19 protein-coding genes are annotated in these 20,879 nt (G+C 38.0%); 10 read left to right on the top strand and 9 right to left on the bottom strand.

The window, feature by feature from the left end; all coding sequences use genetic code 11:
• The first annotated feature begins 143 nt into the window (after positions 1-143).
• Both T479_RS18895 and T479_RS18900 read left to right on the top strand, forming a co-directional pair.
• Positions 144-983, top strand: a complete 840-nt coding sequence (locus T479_RS18895; protein WP_025220531.1) for an RluA family pseudouridine synthase — start codon at positions 144-146, stop codon at positions 981-983.
• Between the two features lie 256 nt (positions 984-1,239).
• Positions 1,240-3,414 carry a 5'-nucleotidase C-terminal domain-containing protein gene (locus T479_RS18900; RefSeq protein ID WP_025220532.1) on the top strand — a complete coding sequence of 725 codons (2,175 nt, stop codon included), beginning with the start codon at positions 1,240-1,242 and terminating at the stop codon, positions 3,412-3,414.
• 49 nt (positions 3,415-3,463) lie between these two features.
• On the opposite strand, the gene T479_RS18905 is transcribed toward T479_RS18900, so the two are convergent.
• Both T479_RS18905 and T479_RS23970 read right to left on the bottom strand, forming a co-directional pair.
• Positions 3,464-4,294 carry an aldo/keto reductase gene (locus tag T479_RS18905; RefSeq protein WP_025220533.1) on the bottom strand — a complete coding sequence of 277 codons (831 nt, stop codon included), beginning with the start codon at positions 4,292-4,294 and terminating at the stop codon, positions 3,464-3,466.
• Between the two features lie 397 nt (positions 4,295-4,691).
• Positions 4,692-4,862, bottom strand: a complete 171-nt coding sequence (locus T479_RS23970) for a hypothetical protein (protein WP_162832714.1) — start codon at positions 4,860-4,862, stop codon at positions 4,692-4,694.
• 426 nt (positions 4,863-5,288) lie between these two features.
• Between T479_RS23970 and T479_RS18910 the strand changes: the two genes are divergently transcribed.
• Positions 5,289-6,134 (top strand): VOC family protein, encoded by an 846-nt coding sequence (locus tag T479_RS18910; RefSeq protein WP_024362334.1) that lies wholly within the window; start codon positions 5,289-5,291, stop codon positions 6,132-6,134.
• Positions 6,135-6,146: 12 nt separating this feature from the next.
• Positions 6,147-7,181 carry an LLM class flavin-dependent oxidoreductase gene (locus tag T479_RS18915; RefSeq protein WP_025220534.1) on the top strand — a complete coding sequence of 345 codons (1,035 nt, stop codon included), beginning with the start codon at positions 6,147-6,149 and terminating at the stop codon, positions 7,179-7,181.
• Between the two features lie 104 nt (positions 7,182-7,285).
• Here T479_RS18915 and trmL read toward each other — a convergent pair whose 3' ends face one another.
• The gene (gene trmL / locus T479_RS18920; RefSeq protein ID WP_025220535.1) at positions 7,286-7,759 is read right to left on the bottom strand and encodes a tRNA (uridine(34)/cytosine(34)/5-carboxymethylaminomethyluridine(34)-2'-O)-methyltransferase TrmL; all 474 of its coding nucleotides are present in this window, start codon (positions 7,757-7,759) and stop codon (positions 7,286-7,288) included.
• 14 nt (positions 7,760-7,773) lie between these two features.
• A complete protein-coding gene (gene queG, locus T479_RS18925) occupies positions 7,774-8,904 on the bottom strand; it encodes a tRNA epoxyqueuosine(34) reductase QueG (protein ID WP_025220536.1) in 1,131 nt (376 codons plus the stop codon).
• A gap of 59 nt (positions 8,905-8,963) precedes the next feature.
• On the opposite strand from queG, the gene T479_RS18930 reads away from it, so the two are divergent.
• The 3 genes from T479_RS18930 to T479_RS18940 all read left to right on the top strand — a co-directional run bounded on the left by T479_RS18930 (position 8,964) and on the right by T479_RS18940 (position 12,032).
• Positions 8,964-9,653 carry a B3/B4 domain-containing protein gene (locus tag T479_RS18930; protein WP_025220537.1) on the top strand — a complete coding sequence of 230 codons (690 nt, stop codon included), beginning with the start codon at positions 8,964-8,966 and terminating at the stop codon, positions 9,651-9,653.
• A 14-nt stretch (positions 9,654-9,667) separates the two neighbouring features.
• The gene (locus T479_RS18935; RefSeq protein ID WP_024362339.1) at positions 9,668-10,177 is read left to right on the top strand and encodes a hypothetical protein; all 510 of its coding nucleotides are present in this window, start codon (positions 9,668-9,670) and stop codon (positions 10,175-10,177) included.
• A gap of 280 nt (positions 10,178-10,457) precedes the next feature.
• Positions 10,458-12,032 carry a catalase gene (locus T479_RS18940; RefSeq protein WP_025220538.1) on the top strand — a complete coding sequence of 525 codons (1,575 nt, stop codon included), beginning with the start codon at positions 10,458-10,460 and terminating at the stop codon, positions 12,030-12,032.
• 135 nt (positions 12,033-12,167) lie between these two features.
• Here the strand turns inward: T479_RS18940 and T479_RS18945 are convergent, their stop codons facing one another.
• Complete coding sequence (locus tag T479_RS18945; protein WP_024362341.1) at positions 12,168-13,070, bottom strand: S66 peptidase family protein; 903 nt, start codon at positions 13,068-13,070, stop codon at positions 12,168-12,170.
• Positions 13,071-13,189: 119 nt separating this feature from the next.
• Here T479_RS18945 and T479_RS18950 point away from each other — a divergent pair, with 119 nt between their 5' ends.
• A complete protein-coding gene (locus tag T479_RS18950; protein WP_024362342.1) occupies positions 13,190-14,068 on the top strand; it encodes a DMT family transporter in 879 nt (292 codons plus the stop codon).
• 41 nt (positions 14,069-14,109) lie between these two features.
• On the opposite strand, the gene nagB is transcribed toward T479_RS18950, so the two are convergent.
• Positions 14,110-14,823, bottom strand: a complete 714-nt coding sequence (nagB, locus tag T479_RS18955) for a glucosamine-6-phosphate deaminase (protein WP_024362343.1) — start codon at positions 14,821-14,823, stop codon at positions 14,110-14,112.
• A 196-nt stretch (positions 14,824-15,019) separates the two neighbouring features.
• Between nagB and T479_RS18960 the strand changes: the two genes are divergently transcribed.
• Positions 15,020-15,763: an arylamine N-acetyltransferase family protein gene (locus T479_RS18960; protein WP_025220539.1), complete on the top strand. Its 744-nt coding sequence runs from the start codon at positions 15,020-15,022 to the stop codon at positions 15,761-15,763.
• A 36-nt stretch (positions 15,764-15,799) separates the two neighbouring features.
• Here the strand turns inward: T479_RS18960 and T479_RS18965 are convergent, their stop codons facing one another.
• The 3 genes from T479_RS18965 to T479_RS18970 all read right to left on the bottom strand — a co-directional run bounded on the left by T479_RS18965 (position 15,800) and on the right by T479_RS18970 (position 19,037).
• Positions 15,800-16,891 (bottom strand): S-layer homology domain-containing protein, encoded by a 1,092-nt coding sequence (locus T479_RS18965; protein WP_025220540.1) that lies wholly within the window; start codon positions 16,889-16,891, stop codon positions 15,800-15,802.
• Positions 16,892-17,817: 926 nt separating this feature from the next.
• Positions 17,818-17,964 (bottom strand): hypothetical protein, encoded by a 147-nt coding sequence (locus tag T479_RS24130; protein ID WP_227665380.1) that lies wholly within the window; start codon positions 17,962-17,964, stop codon positions 17,818-17,820.
• A gap of 59 nt (positions 17,965-18,023) precedes the next feature.
• Positions 18,024-19,037, bottom strand: coding sequence for a helix-turn-helix domain-containing protein (locus T479_RS18970; RefSeq protein ID WP_227665381.1), 1,014 nt, complete (start codon positions 19,035-19,037; stop codon positions 18,024-18,026).
• Positions 19,038-19,172: 135 nt separating this feature from the next.
• Here T479_RS18970 and T479_RS18975 point away from each other — a divergent pair, with 135 nt between their 5' ends.
• On the top strand, positions 19,173-20,468 hold the full coding sequence (locus T479_RS18975; RefSeq protein WP_024362347.1) for a S8 family peptidase: 1,296 nt from the start codon (positions 19,173-19,175) through the stop codon (positions 20,466-20,468).
• Positions 20,469-20,879: the final 411 nt, after the last annotated feature.

Consider the following 20,879-nt stretch of genomic DNA (forward strand, 5'->3'; position numbering starts at 1 on the left):
ATGCCTGCGGGACTGCGATTCAAGCTAGATTATCTAGCGGCTTTAACATTTGTTTCGTGTGAATCACCTGCGGAAATGGAGCGGATTTTTTTGTATCAAAAACAAGGGTATCTAAATAGACCCTATTCCACGGAGGAAAATCGATGTTTCAATATGAAATAAAAGACAGTAATATCACAGTTGAGGAGCTTTTGCGAAATCATTGGCGACTGGGAAAAAAGCTAGTACATGAATTACGTATGGCAAAGGCTGTCACAACAATAGATGGCGAGCCCTTACTTTGGAAGGAGCCACTTCCAGTAGGAACCATGTTAAAATTTACATTCCCAATCCCAGCTTCTAACTATAAACCAACACCTGTTTGTGCAATTGACGTTGTTTATGAAGATGATCACTGTTTAATTGTCTCTAAACCAAAGGGTATGTCCACCCATCCAAATGATGACTACGATACACATACTTGTATGAACCATGTAATGGCTCATATGAAAGAGCAAGGCCTTCACTATGCAGAGCATGTACATCGTCTAGATAAGGGCACTGAAGGTTTGTTATTAGTTGCAAAACATCCTTTAGCCAAATCCATTTTTGATCGGATGATTGAAGAAAAGACGATTATTCGTACGTATGCTGCCGAGGTACAAGGCAATCTTCGCTCCACATCTGGTACGATTGCTGAATCTATTGGGAAAGATCGTCATCACCCAACACGACGCGTCGTTTCAAAGACAGGTCAACATGCCGTCACACACTATGAAGTTGTAGCACGCTATAAACATTCTTGTGTTGTCCACCTTGTACTAGAAACAGGTCGTACACATCAAATTCGTGTACATTTGGCGCATATCGGTCATCCTATTATTGGCGATACAATGTACGGTGCACGTGAAACGGCAAGTGGTGACTATGAACTACATGCTATCCAATTAGAATTTGAACACCCATTTTTAAATAAGCTCATTTTAGTGAAAGACGAATCATAGCAACCTCATCGTAGTACAAACCTGCTCAAGGTTTGTGCTATTTTTTATGGAAAAGTTACAAAAATAAAAATATCCATTTTTAATATTTATTTCAAATTAGAATATGAATTTATGAATTAATAATTACTTCACCTATTTTTTACAATAATTTTAATATTGATTTTTCCAATATTGGTAATGACGATGGATTTCTTTCATGTTAGAATAGAGTAAATTGTCAGTCATCTGACATATACATGAGGGAGGAATTCATTATATGAAATGGGTTAAAAGTATTGCAGCAACAACTCTAGCTGCCAGTTTACTAGCTTCACCAGGCTTTGCGGCACATGCAGCAGAAACAGCACCAGCTGCTACAAAGGAAGGCTTTAATTTAACAATTTTACATTCCAATGATACACATTCGCACGCTGAATATGCTCCGCAACGTACAACAAAAATTAAAGAGTTACGTGCAGCAAATCCAAATTCACTTCTATTAGATGCAGGTGACGCCTTAACTGGTACGCTTTACTTCAACGAATTTACTGGAGAAGTAGAAATGAAGTTAATGAACCTAATGGGTTACGATGCGATGACATTTGGTAACCATGAGTTCGATTTAGGGTCAAGCCCAGAAGGTCATGCTGCTCTTGCAAAATTTGTTAAAGGTGCTGAATTCCCATTACTTGGAGGCAACCTCGACTTCTCAAAAGACCCATTATTTGATGGCTTACAATTCCAAACAGTAACAAAAGACTTCCAAAACGGTAAAATCTATAACGGCATAATTAAAGATATTGACGGTGAAAAAGTTGGTATTTTCGGTTTAACGACAGAGGAAACGCCATCTATTTCAAGCGTAGCAAACGTACAATTTGCAAACTATATCGACTCTGCAAAAAAAGCAGTAGCTGAATTTGAAAAACAAGGCGTCAATAAAATTGTTGCGCTTACTCATATAGGCTATGACGATTCTGCTGATTGGGATAATGATAAACTACTAGCATCAGCAGTAGAAGGTATCGATGTCATTGTAGGTGGACATACACATACAAAATTAGATAAAGCTGTGAAAGCAGATACTTCATTTAAAAATCCGACAATTATTGTTCAAACAGGACAATATAGTGAAAACTTAGGTGAGCTAGATTTAACATTTGACGATAACGGTGCTGTTGTTGAATACTTCGGCCAATTACATGCTTTAAATAATAAAGAAAATCCTGTAGCAGCAGATGCTGATGCAACAAAACTATTAGCGCCTTATACTGAAAAAATTGCAGCAGTTAAGCAACAATCAACAGGCAATACAGCTGTTTCAGTACTTGATGGCAAACGTGGACTTTGGGGCGTTCGTGCAGGCGAAACAAATCTAGGCAACGTTATTGCGGATGGTATGCTAGCTGGCGCTAAAAAAATTGATCCAGAAGTACAATTCGCATTCCAAAATGGTGGCGGTATCCGTGCGAGCATTGATGCAGGAGATATCACTGTTGGTGAAGTAATGACGGTAATGCCTTTCGGTAATGCACTTGGTATCGTAAATTTAACAGGTGCTGAACTCTATGAAATTGCTGAACATAGCGTAAAAGAGTTCCCGAAAGAATCAGGTGGCTTCCTACACTTCTCTGGTCTACAAGTAGAATTTGATGGAAAAGCACCTGCTGGCAAACGTGTTCAATCGATTAAACTAAACGGTAAAGAACTTGATAAAGCAGCTTACTATAAAGGTGCTACAAATACGTTCACTGCTAAAGGTGGCGATGGCTACGAAACACTTGCAAAAGCTTATGCAGACGGCCGTGTAAGTGAACCTGGTACAGTAGACTTTGAAATGTTCATCGATCACTTAAATTCACTTAAAACAGTAGACGCTAAAGTGGAAGGACGCATTATCGCGACAATTCCATTTACGGATATTGCTAAAGGTTCTGAAACAGAAGGTTACGTGCGTGATCTTTACTATCGTGATTTAACACAAGGTACATCGGCAACAACATATTCGCCGAATGCAAACTTAACTCGTGCACAAGCTGCATCATTTATTGCGCGTGTCTTAAAGCTAGAAGCTAAAGGTGCAACAACATTCTCTGATATTACTAGTTTAGAAGCAGCGACTCAAAAAGAGATTACAGCACTTGCAGAAGCTGGCATTGTACAAGGTCAAAATGGCAAGTTCAACCCTACTGCAAAAGTAACACGCTCTCAACTTGCATTAATGTTTGCACGTGCCTATAACTTACAACATGATGCAAAAACTGGTTTAACGGCTGATTTCAACGATATTTCTAAATATAATGAAGAAACACAAAATGCTATCGCGCTTATGCAAGATTTAAAGATTGCTAGCGGTTCAAATGGCAAATTCATGCCAAGTAACAACGCGACACGTGCACATATGGCAAAAATGCTATCAAACTACATTCCTTATGTAAAAGAATCGAAATAACATCAATAAAATCCCGCTTCAACTAGTTTGATAGCGGGATTTTCTATAGTTAAAAATTAAATTTGAAATTATCTGGATCTTGGCCAAAACGATGATTGCGATTTAATGTTGTCATCTTATCCATCTGCGCCTGCGTTAATTCAAAATCGTATATTTGTGCATTTTCCTCAATACGACTGGCTGTTACAGATTTCGGAATAATCAATGTATCTTTTTGCAAATGCCAACGAAGCACGACTTGTGCAGCTGACTTCCCTAATTCTTGAGCAATTTCAAGAATAGTAGGGTTATCAAGCACACCCCCACGCCCTAGTGGTGACCATGCTGTGACAGCAATTCCATGCTCTGCACAAAATGCCTTTAATGCCTCTTGTTGTAAGTATGGGTGTAATTCAACCTGATTGACCATTGGCGCGATATTGGCTTTTGATAATAGTTTTTGTAAATGATGTTCATGGTGATTCGACACACCTGTTGCTCGAATTAACTTCTCGTCATACAAACGCTCAATAGCTCTGTATGTTTCTTCAAATGTTTCAGGCACTGCCCAATGCGTTAAATATAGATCTAAATAATCCATATTTAAATTTTTTAGTGACACTTCAAAGGCACGTAGCGTTGCATCATAACCTTGGTCCGTATTCCAAACCTTTGTTGTGACAAAAATATCCTCGCGCTTAATGCCTGAATAACGAATCGCCTCACCCACTTCCACCTCATTACCATATAACGAAGCAGTATCAATTGCACGATAACCCACTTTTAATGCCTTATCAATCGCCTGTAATGTTTCATCACGTTCAGTCATTTTGTATACGCCTAGACCAAAGCGAGGCATTTCAATACCATTTGTTAACGTTTTTGTTGATTGTATATTCAAAAACATCAGCCCCTTTCTTTTCCTAGTTTCATTATACAAAAAATTGGATTAAAAATAATACCATTCGTTTCTGTTATCGAATTCTTTCTGCTGTGCGCAAGGATTGTTCTCATTCCGAGGGATTTACTCCTGCTTCGCGGGTATTCTCTCCCATTCCGCGGATATTTACCTCTGCTTCGCGGGTATTTACCTCTTTTTCGCGGGTAACTCACCTCTATCGTGGGGACTCACTTCAATCGCGGGATTTACCTCTGCTTCGCGGGTATTCTCTCCCATTCCGCGGGTATTTACCTCTGCTTCGCGGATATTCCCTCTCATTCCGCGGGTATTTACCTCTTTTTCTCGGGTAACTCACCTCACCCGCTTACTCAAGCAGACATTAAATTCCATATTACACCTATTGTTTGTCTTCGGGTTCATCATCTACTTGAATTGGATCTGCAATGCGTTCATCTTCTGCAAGTTCAAGACCGTCTCGTAAATGCTCCATTTGTTTACCGAGATCTTGCAACTCTTTAAAATTTCTAGCCATTGTCCCATTTTCTATATTGGGAACCTTCTTTTCCATTTTTATCACCTCTATTATAGTTTTCCCGAAATATTAAAGTCTGAACCATTTCTGACATATTTTATTCAGCAAGGTCGTTTCATTTTTATAATAGATAGGCTATACTAAAAAGAGATTGCTTATAAACATGAGGAGGGTTCTTCCATGAAGTTATTATTAATTATTGGTGTAACTGTTGCTTTCCTAGCTGCTATTTTCACTGCTGGGTACGAAGGCGACTACAAAGCGGACAAATAATACTCCAAGAAAATCACTAAGTATATTTTAATACTTAGTGATTTTCTTATTTTAAAGAAGTAGCCATTGCGGTTACTTCTTTTTTTCGACCAATTTAACTACTTGACTTCCTCCACTTTATAAAATATACTTACTTACAATAAGTAACTTGATAATCAATCATAACTAAAATATTGGAGGAATACTACCATGCATTTTCATGAAAAACCGAACACATATGTCACAAATGTTGAAGTTAAAGTAAGTGATTTACAACGATCATTAACATACTATCAAGACATTATTGGCTTTAAAGTTTTACAGCAAGAAGCGAATCGAGCTACCTTAACCGCTGACGGTAAAACAGCACTGCTTACAATTGTTCAACTGGCAACAATTGAACAAAAAACGAGCTCAACAAGCGGTCTTTATCACTTTGCGCTACTATTACCTACACGCCGTGATTTAGCTAATATCATTACGCATTTCCGTCAATCAGGTGTTTACTTTGGTGCCTCTGATCATGATGTAAGTGAAGCACTTTATTTACGTGATCCAGATGAAAATGGTATTGAAATTTATGTAGATCGTCCTGAAAGTGACTGGACTTGGCGCTCAGACCAAGTGCATATGGTAACTGAGCCGCTTAATATTCCTTCTATATTGGCAGAAGCTGATGGACAATGGCATGGTTTACCTGCTAATACGGTTATGGGACATATTCATTTATCGGTTTCAAGCTTAGTTGCAGCCGAAACGTTCTATACAAAGGGCTTGGGCTTTGACATTGTCACTCGTTATGGTGAGCAAGCATTATTTATTTCTACTGGACGTTATCACCATCATATCGGTTTAAATACTTGGTATTCTGAAGGGGCACCAAAGCTTGGAGAAAATCAAATTGGTCTAAAATCTTTTACACTGCGTCTAGATAATGAAGAGCAGGCAAATACATTAAAAGCAAACTTGCAACAATTAGGAGCGCCTGTTACTGCTATTGATGGTGGTTTCCAAACAGAAGATCCTGCTGGTAATGTTATTTTACTGAAATTTTAAGGAGGCTTTCTCATGGAATTTGGTATTTACACATTGGCAGATATCGGTCAAAATCCGGTGAATGGCTATATGCCAACTGCTAAAGAACGCCTCGATGAAGTAATGCAATACGGACAGCTTGCAGATGAAGCCGGTCTTCACGTATTTGGTGTGGGAGAACATCATCGTTTAGATTATGCTGTTTCAGCCGTACCAGTCGTATTATCTGCACTTTCCCAGCGGACAAAAAACATTCAATTAATAAGTACGACGACTGTACTTAGTACGGTCGATCCAGTGCGACTATACGAAGATTTTGCAACACTAGATTTACTGTCAAATGGTCGTGCAGAAATTGTTGCTGGACGCGGTGCATTTATCGAATCGTTCCCGTTGTTTGGTTATGATGTAGATGATTATGATGCACTATTTGAGGAACATTTAGCTTTACTGTTAAAGTTAAACCGAGAAGAGCGTGTAACGTGGAGTGGCAGCTATCGCAAACCGCTTCAACATGCTGACATTGCACCACGCGCTAGTCGTGAAATCCCCATTCATATCGGTGTGGGTGGAACGCCTGAAAGTGCTAGTCGTGCGGGTCGTTATGGCGTAGGCCTAAACTTAGCCATTTTAGGCGGGGATCCAAGACGATTCAAACATTTAGTTGATGTTTACCGCGAAGCATTGCTCACAGCAGGACACGATGAGAATAAAGCAAAAATCACTGTTTCAGGGCACGCATACTTTGCTGAAAATTTAGCGCAGGCTAAGGATGAATTTTATCCACATTACTCAAATTATTGGCACTATGTTAATGCACAACGTGGTATGCGCTATCATTTATCTAAAGAAGGCTTTGACAATATGACAGCTGGTCAGAATGCGCTATTTGTTGGTAGTCCAAATGAAATTATTGAAAAAATATTAATGCAGCATGAAATTTTCGGTCATTCACGTTTTATGGCACAGCTTGATATTGGCGCAGTACCATTCAAGCAGGTAGCGAAATCTATTGAGCTACTTGGCACTCATATTATGCCAGCAGTCAATAAAGCACTCAAAGAGTAAAAGTGGTGCCAGGCACTAACACAATTTCCATGCAAAACTGGGCATCAACGGCATAACAAAAAGCGTTCGAATGAATCGAACGCTTTTTTGTCCTTCGCTTGTTATTAGTGTAAACCTGGGTAGCCCTGTTGTCGTAGAGCCTCGTAAATAACGATTGCGGCTGTATTCGATAAATTTAGTGAACGCACATGCTCACTTTGAGGAATGCGTAAACACATTTCTTTGCGCTCATAGGCAAAATCCTTTGGCAAGCCTGTCGTTTCTTTTCCAAACATAAAGTAAATATCCCGATCTTTGTCACTAAAATCATGCGTAGTAAACGGTTCTTCACTATACGTTTCAATTAAATAGACATCCCCATTTTTTGATGCTTCTAAAAAATCCTCAAGGGAATCGTGGTACACCACGTTGACACTATGCCAATAATCCAAGCCAGCACGTTTTAGCATTTTATCGTCGGTTGAAAAGCCAAGCGGCCGTATTAAATGGAGTGAGGTATTCGTACCAGCACAAGTACGTGCAATATTGCCTGTATTTGCTGGTATTTCTGGTTGATATAAGACGATATGCAATGGCATAACGAAACACTTCCTTAGCTAAAAAATTGTAAACCTTTGTTTATTTCCACGAGGACTTCCTCATCTTGTTCTTGATCCTGCGCAGCGAGTAAAGCGTTTGCCGCCTGCTCTCCACCAATCTTCCCCAATGCCCACGCTGCTGTCCCTCGAATAACGGGTCGCTCATCTTTTTCGAGAAGCTCGATTAAATCAGGTACTGCCGCTTCCTCTTTAAAATGCGCTAGCGCCAATATAGCATTGCGTTGAATGGGCTTTTTCCCACGCCATGAGCCTGAAACATGACCAAACTTTGTTTTAAATTCCCGATTAGAAATCGTTAAAAGTGGTGTTAATAAGGGTTTTGCAAGCTCTGGATCGGGTTTAAATTCCTCATGTATCCAATTGATTTTGCCTTTATTTTTTGGACAGACTGTTTGACAAGTATCACAGCCATATAGCCGGTTTCCTATATGTGAGCGGAATTCATCTGGGAGGTAACCTTTCGTTTGCGTTAAAAAGGCAATGCAACGCTGTGAATTGAGTTGTCCCCCTTCGATTAACGCACCTGTTGGACAAACATCCAAACATAAACGGCACTCGCCACACTCGTCCTCCATTGGCTTGTCCGGTGCAAATGGAATATTTGTCACTAACTCACCCAAATAAACATATGAACCAAACTCTGGTGTTATAATCGAGCAGTTTTTCCCGCTCCAGCCAATACCTGCACGCTCCGCCACCGCCCTATCTACAAGCGCACCTGTATCAACCATTGATTCAATACGGACATTGCTCACTCGCTCTTCCAGCCAAGCTTTTAATAATGCTAAACGCTGTCGTAATGCTGTATGGTAATCGACGCCCCAAGAAGCTCTGCAAAATATCCCACGTCGAGCCCCCTTTTTACCAGTAGGTGCGTCCTTCATCTTCGAAGGGTATGCGACAGCTATAGCAACAATACTTTCTGCACCTTCTAATAATTGAAGTGGCTCCGTACGTTTTTCAATATCGCTCTCTTCAAAACCTGATTGGAAACCAAGCTCCTGCTGGCGACGCAGTCTATTTTTTAATTCTGTAAAGGGAGCTGCCGTTGTGAAGCCAATCTTATCAACGCCAATGGACATTGCATACGCCACAAACTCTCGTTGTAGGTCATGTATGTTCATTTTATTTCCAACTCCTTACATGATATAATAATAGAAACAAATAAAGTAGGTGATTTTTTATGGAAGTCTCACTTAATCCATCGTTGTTAACGCAACTTCCAGAGCTGAAAATCGGCATTATTCATTATACCAAAATTGTCGTAGCAGAATCGCCCCAAATGATTAAAGGTCGCCTGCAATTATATCAGGAAAACCTCTATTTAGAAATGCAAGATCAACCTGTAACTGAACGTGAAGGTATTGCAGAATGGCGACAACTTTGGAAACAACTTGGCGCTGATCCGAACCGTTATCGTCACTCGGCTGAAAGCTTAATGCGTCGAGTAAGTAAGCAAAACTATTTAACACCGTTGCATTCTGGTGTCGATTTAAATAATTTTTTCTCCCTACAATACGAAATTCCAGTTGGCATTTATGATATAGCACACCTTAAAGGAAACATAGAAATTGCACTTGGCAATGAAGAAACGGGCTACGAAGGGTTAAATGGGCGCTTCAATACGCTCAATCATATTCTCTTTAGTCGAGACGAGGAAGGGCCTTTTGGTTCACCATTCGTTGATTCACAACGTACAGCTGTCTCTGAGGCAACAACTGAAGCGCTCCATATTTTCTACCTTCGCCCTTCCCTTGCACCTGAGGATGCGCAAAAGCTTCTTGCCTCTGCGGGAAAAATGTTCAACCAAATTCATGGTGGAGACTATCAAATTGCTCTTTTAACGAATGCAACACCATCTACTACACTATAAAAGGAAGTGTTTTCATGATTAATCTTGCAGAAGCAGTTAAACTAAAAAGCATTTTAGCAAAGAAGGTTCAAGAACTTATTAATGAATTACATCGTAGTTCTTTTGTCACTGTTGAAAAAGGACAAGCTCCTAAAACGAGTAATCGTGCAATGGCTGTTATTGAAAGTGAGCTAGCACAAGTACGCCTTGATATACGCACATTAGATCGACTTGTCTATGAGGCGAATATTCAGAACAAAGTAGACTTTAAAGGTGAGCAACTTGCACTTGTAGAGGCAATTGAACTGGCTTCACAACTTCGCGCTGAAGCTGAACTTTGTAAACACTTGGGCACACATGAAAAAGAAACTGTACGTATGGGCTATGGTGAAGGTACAATGTTATATGAAATTGCTATGTTCGAGCCAGATGCATACCGTGAACGTTCACTTCAACTAGAAAAGGATGCACATAAGCTCTCTAATTTGATTAATGCCAAAAACTATAGCGTTGAAATACAATTTGACGATTCTCGCTATTTCTAAACTCGGGGCGGTGAGACTCCAAACCGAGTCGGATGTGCTGTTTTCAAAACTACTTTAATGTAGACTTACAACTTAGATCAACCAATGACATGTGACCAGTTACTTTATGACCGATGACCTATCACCAACTATTGGCAATGGCATGAAAAACTCAATCAGATGAATTGGAAAACGCCATCCGAAACTCTCTTACACCTTGTGTGTAAGAGAGTTTTTTTATGTCTATTTTGCTAATCAATTGGACAAACTTTGTTTAGTACAATTGGAAGGAGCAATAGTAATGAACCATTCTCATGAAAAAGAAGATACATTAACCAATCGCCAAGGTCATCCGGTTACCAACAATCAAAATTTACGAACAGTCGGCAATCGAGGGCCAGCAACTCTTGAAAATTATGATTTCCTTGAAAAAATAAGCCACTTTGACCGAGAAAGAGTTCCTGAACGTGTTGTACATGCTCGTGGGGCTGGAGCACATGGCTACTTCGAAACATATGGAGTTGTTGGAGATGAGCCTATTTCTAACTATACAAGAGCAAAAGTATTTCAGGATAAAGGCAAACAAACACCTGTTTTCGTCCGCTTCTCTACGGTTATTCATGGTGGACATTCACCGGAAACATTACGTGATCCACGCGGTTTTGCTGTCAAGTTTTATACAGAAGACGGAAACTGGGATTTAGTTGGAAATAACCTAAAAATCTTCTTTATCCGTGATGCCATGAAATTTCCAGATATGATTCATGCTTTTAAGCCAGATCCTATTACAAATATTCAAGACGTCGAGCGCTTCTTTGATTTCTGTGCAAGTTCTCCAGAATCCTTCCATATGGTCACTTTTATTTATTCACCTTGGGGTATCCCTGCCAACTATCGCATGATGCAAGGTTCTGGTGTCAATACGTATAAATGGGTAAATAGTGAGGGCAAAGCAGTCCTTGTGAAGTACCATTGGGAGCCATTACAAGGCATTAAAAACTTAACACAAAAAGAAGCAGAAGAAATTCAACAAAAGAATTTCAACCATGCTACACAAGACTTATATGATGCTATTAAACGTGGAGATTATCCTGAATGGGAGTTAAATGTACAAATAATGGAGGATGGCCCTCATCCTGAGCTTGATTTTGACCCACTGGATGATACGAAGCTATGGCCGAATGACAAGTTCCCTTGGTATCCAGTCGGAAAAATGGTGTTAAATAAAAACCCTGAAGATTATTTTGCCGAGGTAGAACAAGCAACTTTCGGCACAGGTGTCCTCGTTGATGGATTGGATTTCTCAGACGATAAAATGCTCCAAGGGCGTACTTTCTCTTATTCTGATACGCAACGTCATCGAGTGGGCGCCAACTATTTACAATTACCAATCAATGCGCCGAAAAAACGAGTGGCGACCAACCAAAACGGTGGGCAAATGATGTATAAACGAGATTTAGCACCAGGACAAAATCCACATATTAATTATGAGCCATCAATGTTAAATGGTTTAAAAGAAGCTACCCAAACGGCGAAGGAATACACACCATATATTGAAGGTAATTTAGTGCGCGAATCCATTGATCGCCAAAGTAATACGAAGCAAGCTGGTGAAACTTATCGTAATTTTGAACAATGGGAACGTGACGAATTACTAGCAAATTTAATTCGGGATTTATCCGCATGTAATACAGCTATCCAAGAGGCGATGATCGCATTGGCTGCTGAAGCAGATGAGGAATATGGACGCTTACTAAAAGAAGGTTTACAAAAGGCGCAACAAAACGCTTCGTCTGCAAAGCCTCTTGGTAACATTAACGGTGATAATGCACCAAAAGACGCAGTCGATAAAGGCCACGATGCCGAACCTTACTAAGAAGTGCCAGTCACCCACACAATTTTACGCAAAACATTAGCCGCAACAAATCGCGTGTAGCGAGAGTTGCGGCTTTCATATTGCTCGAGTGCCAGTCACTCACACTATTCACGCAATTCAAAAAAATTCAAACATTTAATGAACGCCTGGTAAAATTCGAAGCACTTTTTCTTGTGCATCTAAAATGGCATCGACCCCTAATGGGATGGCAATATTCGTCGTTTCATGCCCTATTTTAAAACCAGCTACAACAGGTATTTCTAAATCACCAAAATATTCTTGCATTAACATTAGAAGAGCCTCATCACTTGCTCCTGTTTCTGTAAAGGAACCAATTACTACCCCCGCTAATTGTTCCAGCTTTCTAGCTTGTTTTAACTGTTGCAACATCGAATCAATACGTGGAATTGTCTCTGCAATATCTTCTATTAATAATATTCTGCCTTCAGTCCGAACCTCAAATTTTGTGCCTAAAGTGCTGACTATACGGCGTAAATTACCACCAATAATTGGTCCACGTGCAAAACCAGGGGCAACTACAGTTAATGGAGAAATAGCCTCTGTATACTGTATTTCAATCGGAGAAAACAGCTGTAAAAACATTTTCTTCGATAACTCATCCATGTTATTGGCAGCCATTAGCATCGGTCCATGAAACGTCACAATATTTGCATACTCATTAATAGCACAATGCAAGTAGGTAAGATCAGAAAAGCCCCAGAAAATTTTTGGATTTTCCGCTAGCAACTCATAATCAATCTTTCCAGCAATACGAGCAGAGCCATAGCCACCCTTTACGCAAAAGATAGCCTTTACGTCAGGATCTTGAACCATAGCATGAAAGTCTGCAAGTCTTACGTCATCACTACCTGCTAAATAGTCATGTTTTGCTGTTATCGTATCCCCTATTTTATAGCGGAGACCCAGCTCATCTAAAAAGGCTAAAGCATTTCCTAATTTCTCTGGCTCAACTAGACTGGACAAACATACAATGCCAACTGTATCCCCTTTTTTTAAATGTGCTACTGTACTTATCACTTTACTTCCTCCTATTCTTTCTCTCATTCTAGCATATGGGTACATGTAGCATTGATTATTCACTCCCTTAATGCCTATAATTGACATTAGTATTTTAAATTAAAAGGAGTTATCGCTTCATGAAAATCCCACCATATGCGTTATTATTACTTGCTACCGTTCTATGGGGTGGTAATTTTGTCATTGGCCGAGCCGTGAGTGGCAATATCCCACCCCTTACATTGGCTTTTCTTCGTTGGTGTGTCGCCTTTATCGTATTTTTACCGATTGCTTATCGTAGCGTAAAACGAGAGTGGCACATGCTTAAAGAACATTGGAAAATTGTCCTTATACTAGCCTTTACTGGTGTGGCAGCTTTTAATACGCTCGTCTATATAGCTCTCCACTATACAACTTCGATCAATGCATCGTTGATGAATTCTTCGACACCCATCATGATTTACATACTATCCTTTATTTTTTTGAAGGAAAAACTCTCGTCATTCCAAATTCTTGGAACTGCACTATCACTGAGTGGTGTCCTTTTTATTATTTCAGGGGGTTCGTTTGCAAGCTTAGTCGATTTTACGTTCAATAAAGGGGACTTAATTGTTGTCGTCGCCGTTTTCTGTTGGAGTATTTATTCCCTTCTTGTAAAACATTACGCGGGTCGTTTACCAGGACAGTCAACATTTCTTGTCACAATCTTTATTGGTGCTATCATGCTCTTGCCATTTTACCTATACGAAATCACAACAATGCCCAACGCTATACATTGGCACTGGTCAACGATTGCCGCTATTCTATATGTAGGTATTTTTGCTTCTATTGTAGCATTTCTATGCTGGAATCATGGGGTCGTACAACTTGGCGCGAATAAAGCAGGAATTTATTTAAACTTTATTCCGGTCTTTGCCTCTATTTTTGCCGTGCTTTTTTTAGATGAGCAACTACATATTTTTCAAATTATCGGCGGTCTTGCCGTCGTTGCAGGCGTCTTGTTATCAAGTAAAAAATAAAATAAGCGTAGACTTCAAAAAAGGAGTCTACGCTTGTTTTTTTATTTTGTACCGCCGTAAATAATCGTTACATTTGGATGATTTAATAATCTGCTAGCTGGGAAAGCTTCAGTCACTTCTCCACCTTTTAATTTTTCAATTGCTTCTAATTTTTTTTCACCAAATGCGATGAGCACAATCGCCCTTGCATTCATGATAGATTGTATACCCATTGTAATAGCATGAGTAGGCACAGCTTCTGGATTGTCAAAATAAATAGCGTTTTCAGTTCGTGTTGATTCTGTCAGCTCTACAATATTTGTCAGTGAATCAAATGATGTACCAGGCTCATTAAAACCTATATGTCCATTAACCCCTATTCCAAGCAACTGTAAATCGATACCACCTGCTTCGGCAATTTGCGCATCATATGCCACACACTCGGCTTCTAAATCAGTCGCCTTGCCGTTTGGTAAATGTATCTTTTCTTCGTTAATATCCACATGATTAAATAAATTTTCATGCATGAACGTCCAGTAGCTTGCTGGGCTATTTTGTTCTAAGCCCACATATTCATCTAGATTAAATGTTGTAACTTCCTTGAAAGAAATATCACCAGCTTGTTGACGCTTAACTAATTCCTTATACATCCCAACTGGTGAACCCCCTGTTGCAAGCCCTAGTATGCTAGCTGGTTTTGCTTGTAATTGCTCAGTAAAAATATGTGCAGCTACGTTACTCATTTCATCATATGAATTTACTTCAATCCATTTTATTTCATTCTTCATTTATATACCTACCTTTAGAAACGTTATTTTTAACTAAAAATGGGAAATTCATTACGAACTAGTAGTGAATATATTAATTTTACAAGTTATTTAGCTCTATTTCTATTATTTTCTTTCTCTATTTTTCACGTGTATTCTAGTGCTATTTCGGTTATGTTAATTAATAAGGAAGTGAGGCGATTTTATGAATGCTCAAATTCAACAATATTTAAAATTCATTCAATTTCAAGGATCTTTAGAGCCGTCTTTAAAGCTACTTGGTCAATTACAAACGAAACATCTACATACCATTCCCTATGAAAATTTAGATGTTGCTTTGAAACGTGACATTTCCTTTGCTATCCCAGATATTTTTCAAAAAATTATTGTTCAACAACGCGGAGGCAATTGCTTTGAACTTAACATTCTATATAGCTGGCTACTACGAGAGCTCGGTTTTTCTGTAACAAATCGCTATGCGCAATTTTGGCGTAATACGGATGATAGTACACCGATTGAAGAAGTTCCCATGCACCAGCTACTACTCGTTCAATTTGACGGCATAACTTATATCTCGGACGTAGGCGTAGGTGCTTTAGCTCCGTGTAAACCAGTACCTTTAATTGCGCATCACGAACATCGCGAGGGCAATGAGCTTTACAAAATTGAATGGCATGACACGTACGGTTGGATGCTGTATGAGCAAACATCACACAATTGGCGCCTACTGTACAACTTCACAGATAACGGGAACGATGCCAATTTTGCACCACGTCTTTCTCAACAAAAGAATAAAATCGCCATGATTCGCACCCCTACTGGTCGACATACGATGTTCAATAATGAATTTCGTATATACGAAGGGCAATCATTAACAACTTATACAACACATACCGATAAAGAATGGCGACAAGCCCTTAAACGTTTTTTTCATATATCGCTTACTTAAAAAAGGATGCATTTTTCAATGCATCCTTTTCAATCTTTAATTTGCTGTTCGTTTTAGTAACTCATAAACAACTTCCCCATTGTGAAGTTCCTTAACTAAGCCAATACCATCTACAAAATAATATGTCTTCACTACATCAATATATTTAAAGCTTTCTTCTAATATTGCTACATTTTTATAGTTAACACCACCTGCTCGAACTGTTCCATCCGTCGTTTGGACGGTAATGCGATTGCCGTTTACAGGACGTTCATCGTCTTCATGAACTATCACGCCTATTCTTAGTGGGAGCCCGATATAAAAATCGTAATGTGAGCTATACTCCTGAGCGATTGCTTGCGCATATACTGAGCCATCATAATATAATAATTCATCATAAAACGGCTTATTATTAGTCATATTCGTAATTGTCCAAACATCATTTTTATTATCATTATGACTATATTGATAATTTAATGTATATCTTAGACCATCATCAGGTGAATAATAGGCATAAGTATAGGTATAGGCAGGGTCCTTTAATAAATTAGGATTTGAAAGAGTTAATGCACGAGCTACGAATGCTGAAAAATGAGCTCTTGTTAATGGCAATTTTGGTTTAAATGAGCCATCTTGATAACCGCTCGTAATATTATTGTTCGCTACCGCTAAAATTTCTTTATAGCCCGGTGTCTTTTCTGTAACATCTGTAAAGTAATATGGGCTCGTCGTTCCCTTTAATTTAAAAGCTCGTTGCAAAACAATAGCCATATCTGCTCTCGTCAACGTACCGTTTGGATTAAACTTTTTGGCTGCATCAAATATTCCAGCATTTTGTGTCGCAGCAATCTCCTTATAGTAAATATGAGATGTCGGTACATCTTGATACTTCGGATTTTTTACATTTGTTGTTTTTAAGGCTAACGCACGTGATATCATAACAGCTACCTGTGCCCTTGTGACATATTCATTTGGCTTAAAAGTACCATTAGGATACCCTTTAATAATCCCACGCTCTACTAAATAATCTATTTCCGTACTTAACGTATTGTCCGATGATACATCTTTAAAACTAGCTGCATAAACAGGCTGAATCTGGAGTAACCCTAAAATTAAAACTACAATCAACATCTTACTTATTTTTTTCATACTATTCCCCCTATATTTACTTACATCTTTGTTATCCTATTCATCAAGTAAAATAAATATTAACTAAAAACTGTTTTGAAGAGTTGCCTTGCATTAGTGTCCATATACCCAAGTCTTTATACATTTACACTTCTAATTGTGTACATAGCAAAACGCCCCTGCAATACGTTGCAAGGGGTGTTAATAGGTCATTTAAGTTTTATAGGTTTTATATAAATCAAAGCCTAGCAAATTATCACTCTAGTGTCCCTTATTAGTAAGAGAGTTTATTTACTTCATCAACGCCATTCCCTATTCGCCTTCTACGAAACTACTTCCACAAGTAGTTAGTAGAAATATCTTTTTTATACATAATATACCTAAATAAACATTTGAAATATATTATACCATAAAACGAAATTCTTGTTTCGGAGTAAAATGAAAAAATATGGATTTGCAATATCCGCTAATCTTGTAATTTTTCACACCATTTCAATATGGGTTGCGTTTAATTCTTATAATCCCCCTTGATGTTTAACTACCTCTTGTAATAAGACGATTCCTTATAAAACAAAAAAAGAGTTCTCAAATTAATGAGAACCTTAATACATATGCAATTTTTTAGCCCTAAGGCAATTGGCGTTTAATCCCGGTTGCTAAATCTTTAATGCGAGAATTATGCCCGCTGAGGCTCAATATAAAGCCTAGCAAAGTACATGCTGCTACCGTTTATCTTATCCAAGAAAATGGCGATTTTCCGGTTGTGAAGTGCCTCACATTTCGAGTTTGAAAAACACTGTTCCTCAATCATAAGATAGAGCCACTACCTTCTACCACTCTTGCCTTTTATAAAACTGGTGGATGAATTGGAACAGATATAATTATTACTGCAGCACTCAGTATTAAGATCGATAATCCAACATTTTTCTTCATATTCACACTCTCCTTTAGATTTCAATAAATTGCATAGCTTTCTCAAACTGCTTTTCTTGTCGATAATACTCTCCCAATAAATTAGAAAATTGTTGGTGCAATTCTTTTAATTCTTCATTATCTGCTGTAAATGGAATTAACCTCCCTTCTAAAAAATCCATTGCTTTCTTTTTTTCTTCTCCTAGCAAATATAAATAAAAAGTAGCAAATAAATTAAAACTTATTTTTTCTTATTTTTTGCTTCTTCCTTTAGAATAGTAAAGGTTTTTATACTTTTTTCCGTTTGTTCTAAGCGAAATTGTGTAACACCTAAATTATATAAGCAAAGCAGATAATGATCACAGTTCTTTGACATTAAAGAAGCGCTTTTTTCAAAGTAAATTAATGCATTTTCATATTCCCATCTCATTTGGTACAAATCCCCCAAATTATGATATATAGCAGGTAATAGCTGCTGTTGCTGTAATAGCTCCACATTTCTCACTAAATGTTCATAGATTTCGATTGCTTCATGAAACACTTTTCCTCGAGAGTAGTTGAGTGCCAGAGACATTAATGTATAAACAATTCTTTTAAAATTAAATTGGTCCTTATAGAATTGAAGAGCTTTTTTCCCATAAATAATTGCTTGGCTTGGTTCTTCTAACCGCCCTTTTATTAAAGCGAAATGATAGTAAAACTCTCCTTCTAGTGATCCTAGTTCTGGATGTATTTGAAGTATTTGAGTTAGTTCTTTAGCTGCTTCCTCATATTTACCTTTTGTAATTAAAACTAATGCATAATAATATGAATGTAAATACCTTTCATGTTGGGAAAAATTTTGTCGGTGGGCATTTAGCCATCTTAATTGATTGTCTGCTAATTTATGCTCTTTAACAAACACATAATAACGTAACTTATAAAGTTCATATAAATAAATAGATTCTGTAAAACCTATTATTTCTTCATATTCTTTTAATCTGCTCATTGCCTCTTTTACTTTCTCATTCTCTAGGTAATTTATATGTTTTTGTAAATCATTTAATAGACAAATAATATTTTGTTCGTTATTCTCTACATCGTGAATACTAATATTTAATCGTTCTAGCAGTAGACGTATTGTCTCGCTATTTGCTTCTTTATTATTATTCTCAATTTTACTTAAATGAGGAATCGAGCAAATCCCCATCGCCACTGAATTCTGTGTCATTCCTAGCTTTGTACGATAGTACTTAATTAATGAACCTATCTTCATTTTCATAACCTCCCGTATAGAATGACTATATTTTACATTTATTATAATCATAATTTTCCCAATAATCAAAAAACCTAAATTATGGTAGATTCAAATTGTAATACTATAACTTAATTTGAAAAGGGGATGGAATGAATGAAAAAAATGAAAAGTACGTTGCTAAGTCTTTTGATTGCAGGATCAGTAATAAATCCGGTGTACGCAACAGCGATGAATAGCGAAGATAGCTCAGGAAACGACGGTGGTCAGGAGAAATTCCGTGTTTATGTTGAGACAAACAAAAAATCAGAAAAATCAACATTAAAAAATCAATATTCGGTTCGTTGGGAATTAACAGAGAACGGATTTTCAACTGATATGAATGAAAAACAATTCGAAGCATTACAGAAAAATAAAAATTTCACAGTTACAAAAGTTCCTATCGTTACATTAGATACGATAGGTTTGGAAGACGATAGTATGGTAGAAAATGAAACTCTGGATTTGGTAACTTCTTTAAGAGCTTCTCAACAAATACCTTGGGGAATTAAAGCAATTTATAACAATGATACTTTAACATCTACAACTGGAGGAAGTGACATTAATATTGCTGTACTCGATACGGGTGTAAATACTTCTCATCCTGACCTTGTCAATAACGTAGAGCAATGTAAAGACTTTACAGGTGCGACAACACCCATTAACAACAGCTGTACAGACAGAAACGGACATGGTACACATGTTGCTGGTACGGCCTTAGCTGATGGTGGAAGCGATCAAGCAGGCGTTTACGGTGTAGCTCCAAATGCTGATCTTTGGGCTTACAAAGTGTTATTAGATAGCGGCTCTGGATACTCAGATGATATTGCTGCTGCTATTCGACATGCAGCAGATCAAGCAACTGCTACTGGTACCAAAACTATTATTAGTATGTCTCTAGGTTCTTCAGCGAATAATAGCCTCATTTCAAGTGCTGTCAATTACGCATACAGTAAAGGAGTTCTAATAGTAGCTGCAGCTGGTAATTCAGGCTATGCGCAAGGAACAATTGGGTATCCGGGGGCATTACCAAATGCAATCGCCGTTGCAGCTTTAGAAAATGTACAACAAAATGGGACTTATCGTGTAGCTGATTACTCTTCACGTGGTTATATATCTACAGCTGGAGATTATGTAATTCAGGAAGGTGATATTGAAATCTCAGCTCCTGGCTCATCCGTTTATTCTACATGGTATAATGGCGGTTATAATACAATTAGCGGCACATCAATGGCTACTCCTCATGTCTCTGGTTTAGCAGCAAAAATTTGGGCTGAAAATCCGTCATTGTCTAACACGCAACTACGTTCTAACTTACAAGCAAGAGCACAATCAGTAGATATTAAAGGTGGTTATGGAGCTGCTATAGGTGATGACTACGCTTCAGGATTTGGATTTGCTCGCGTTCAATAATTTTAAAAGGTGAAGCATACTAACATTAGTAATACAAACCATCGCTTTGGTTTGTATTACTATTTTCTTGGTTTTAAACGTATTCACCAGTACCCTATTACCTCCTCCAAGTAGTATTATAGCTTCGCTTGAACTTATGCACATCATTTAAAAGAAACAATTGAAGAGAACGATCAATTGGCAATCGATACTTTTACAGAAATGTATCAGGAGAATAACAATTAACACCTCACAATGTACAAATTAAATCCAATTAAAAAAGCCCATGTTTATTTTTCAAACATGAGCTTTTTTAGTTTGCTCTCCTTTATCAATCACATTTTCTCGGATTGCAGCTTGTGTAAAATGAACCTGCCTGTGTGTAAAGTATGTGTAAAAAGATTTCGATTCTTATCGTTTCCTATCGTAACC

Source organism: Lysinibacillus sphaericus, from assembly GCF_000600105.1.
Classification (GTDB): domain Bacteria; phylum Bacillota; class Bacilli; order Bacillales_A; family Planococcaceae; genus Lysinibacillus; species Lysinibacillus sphaericus.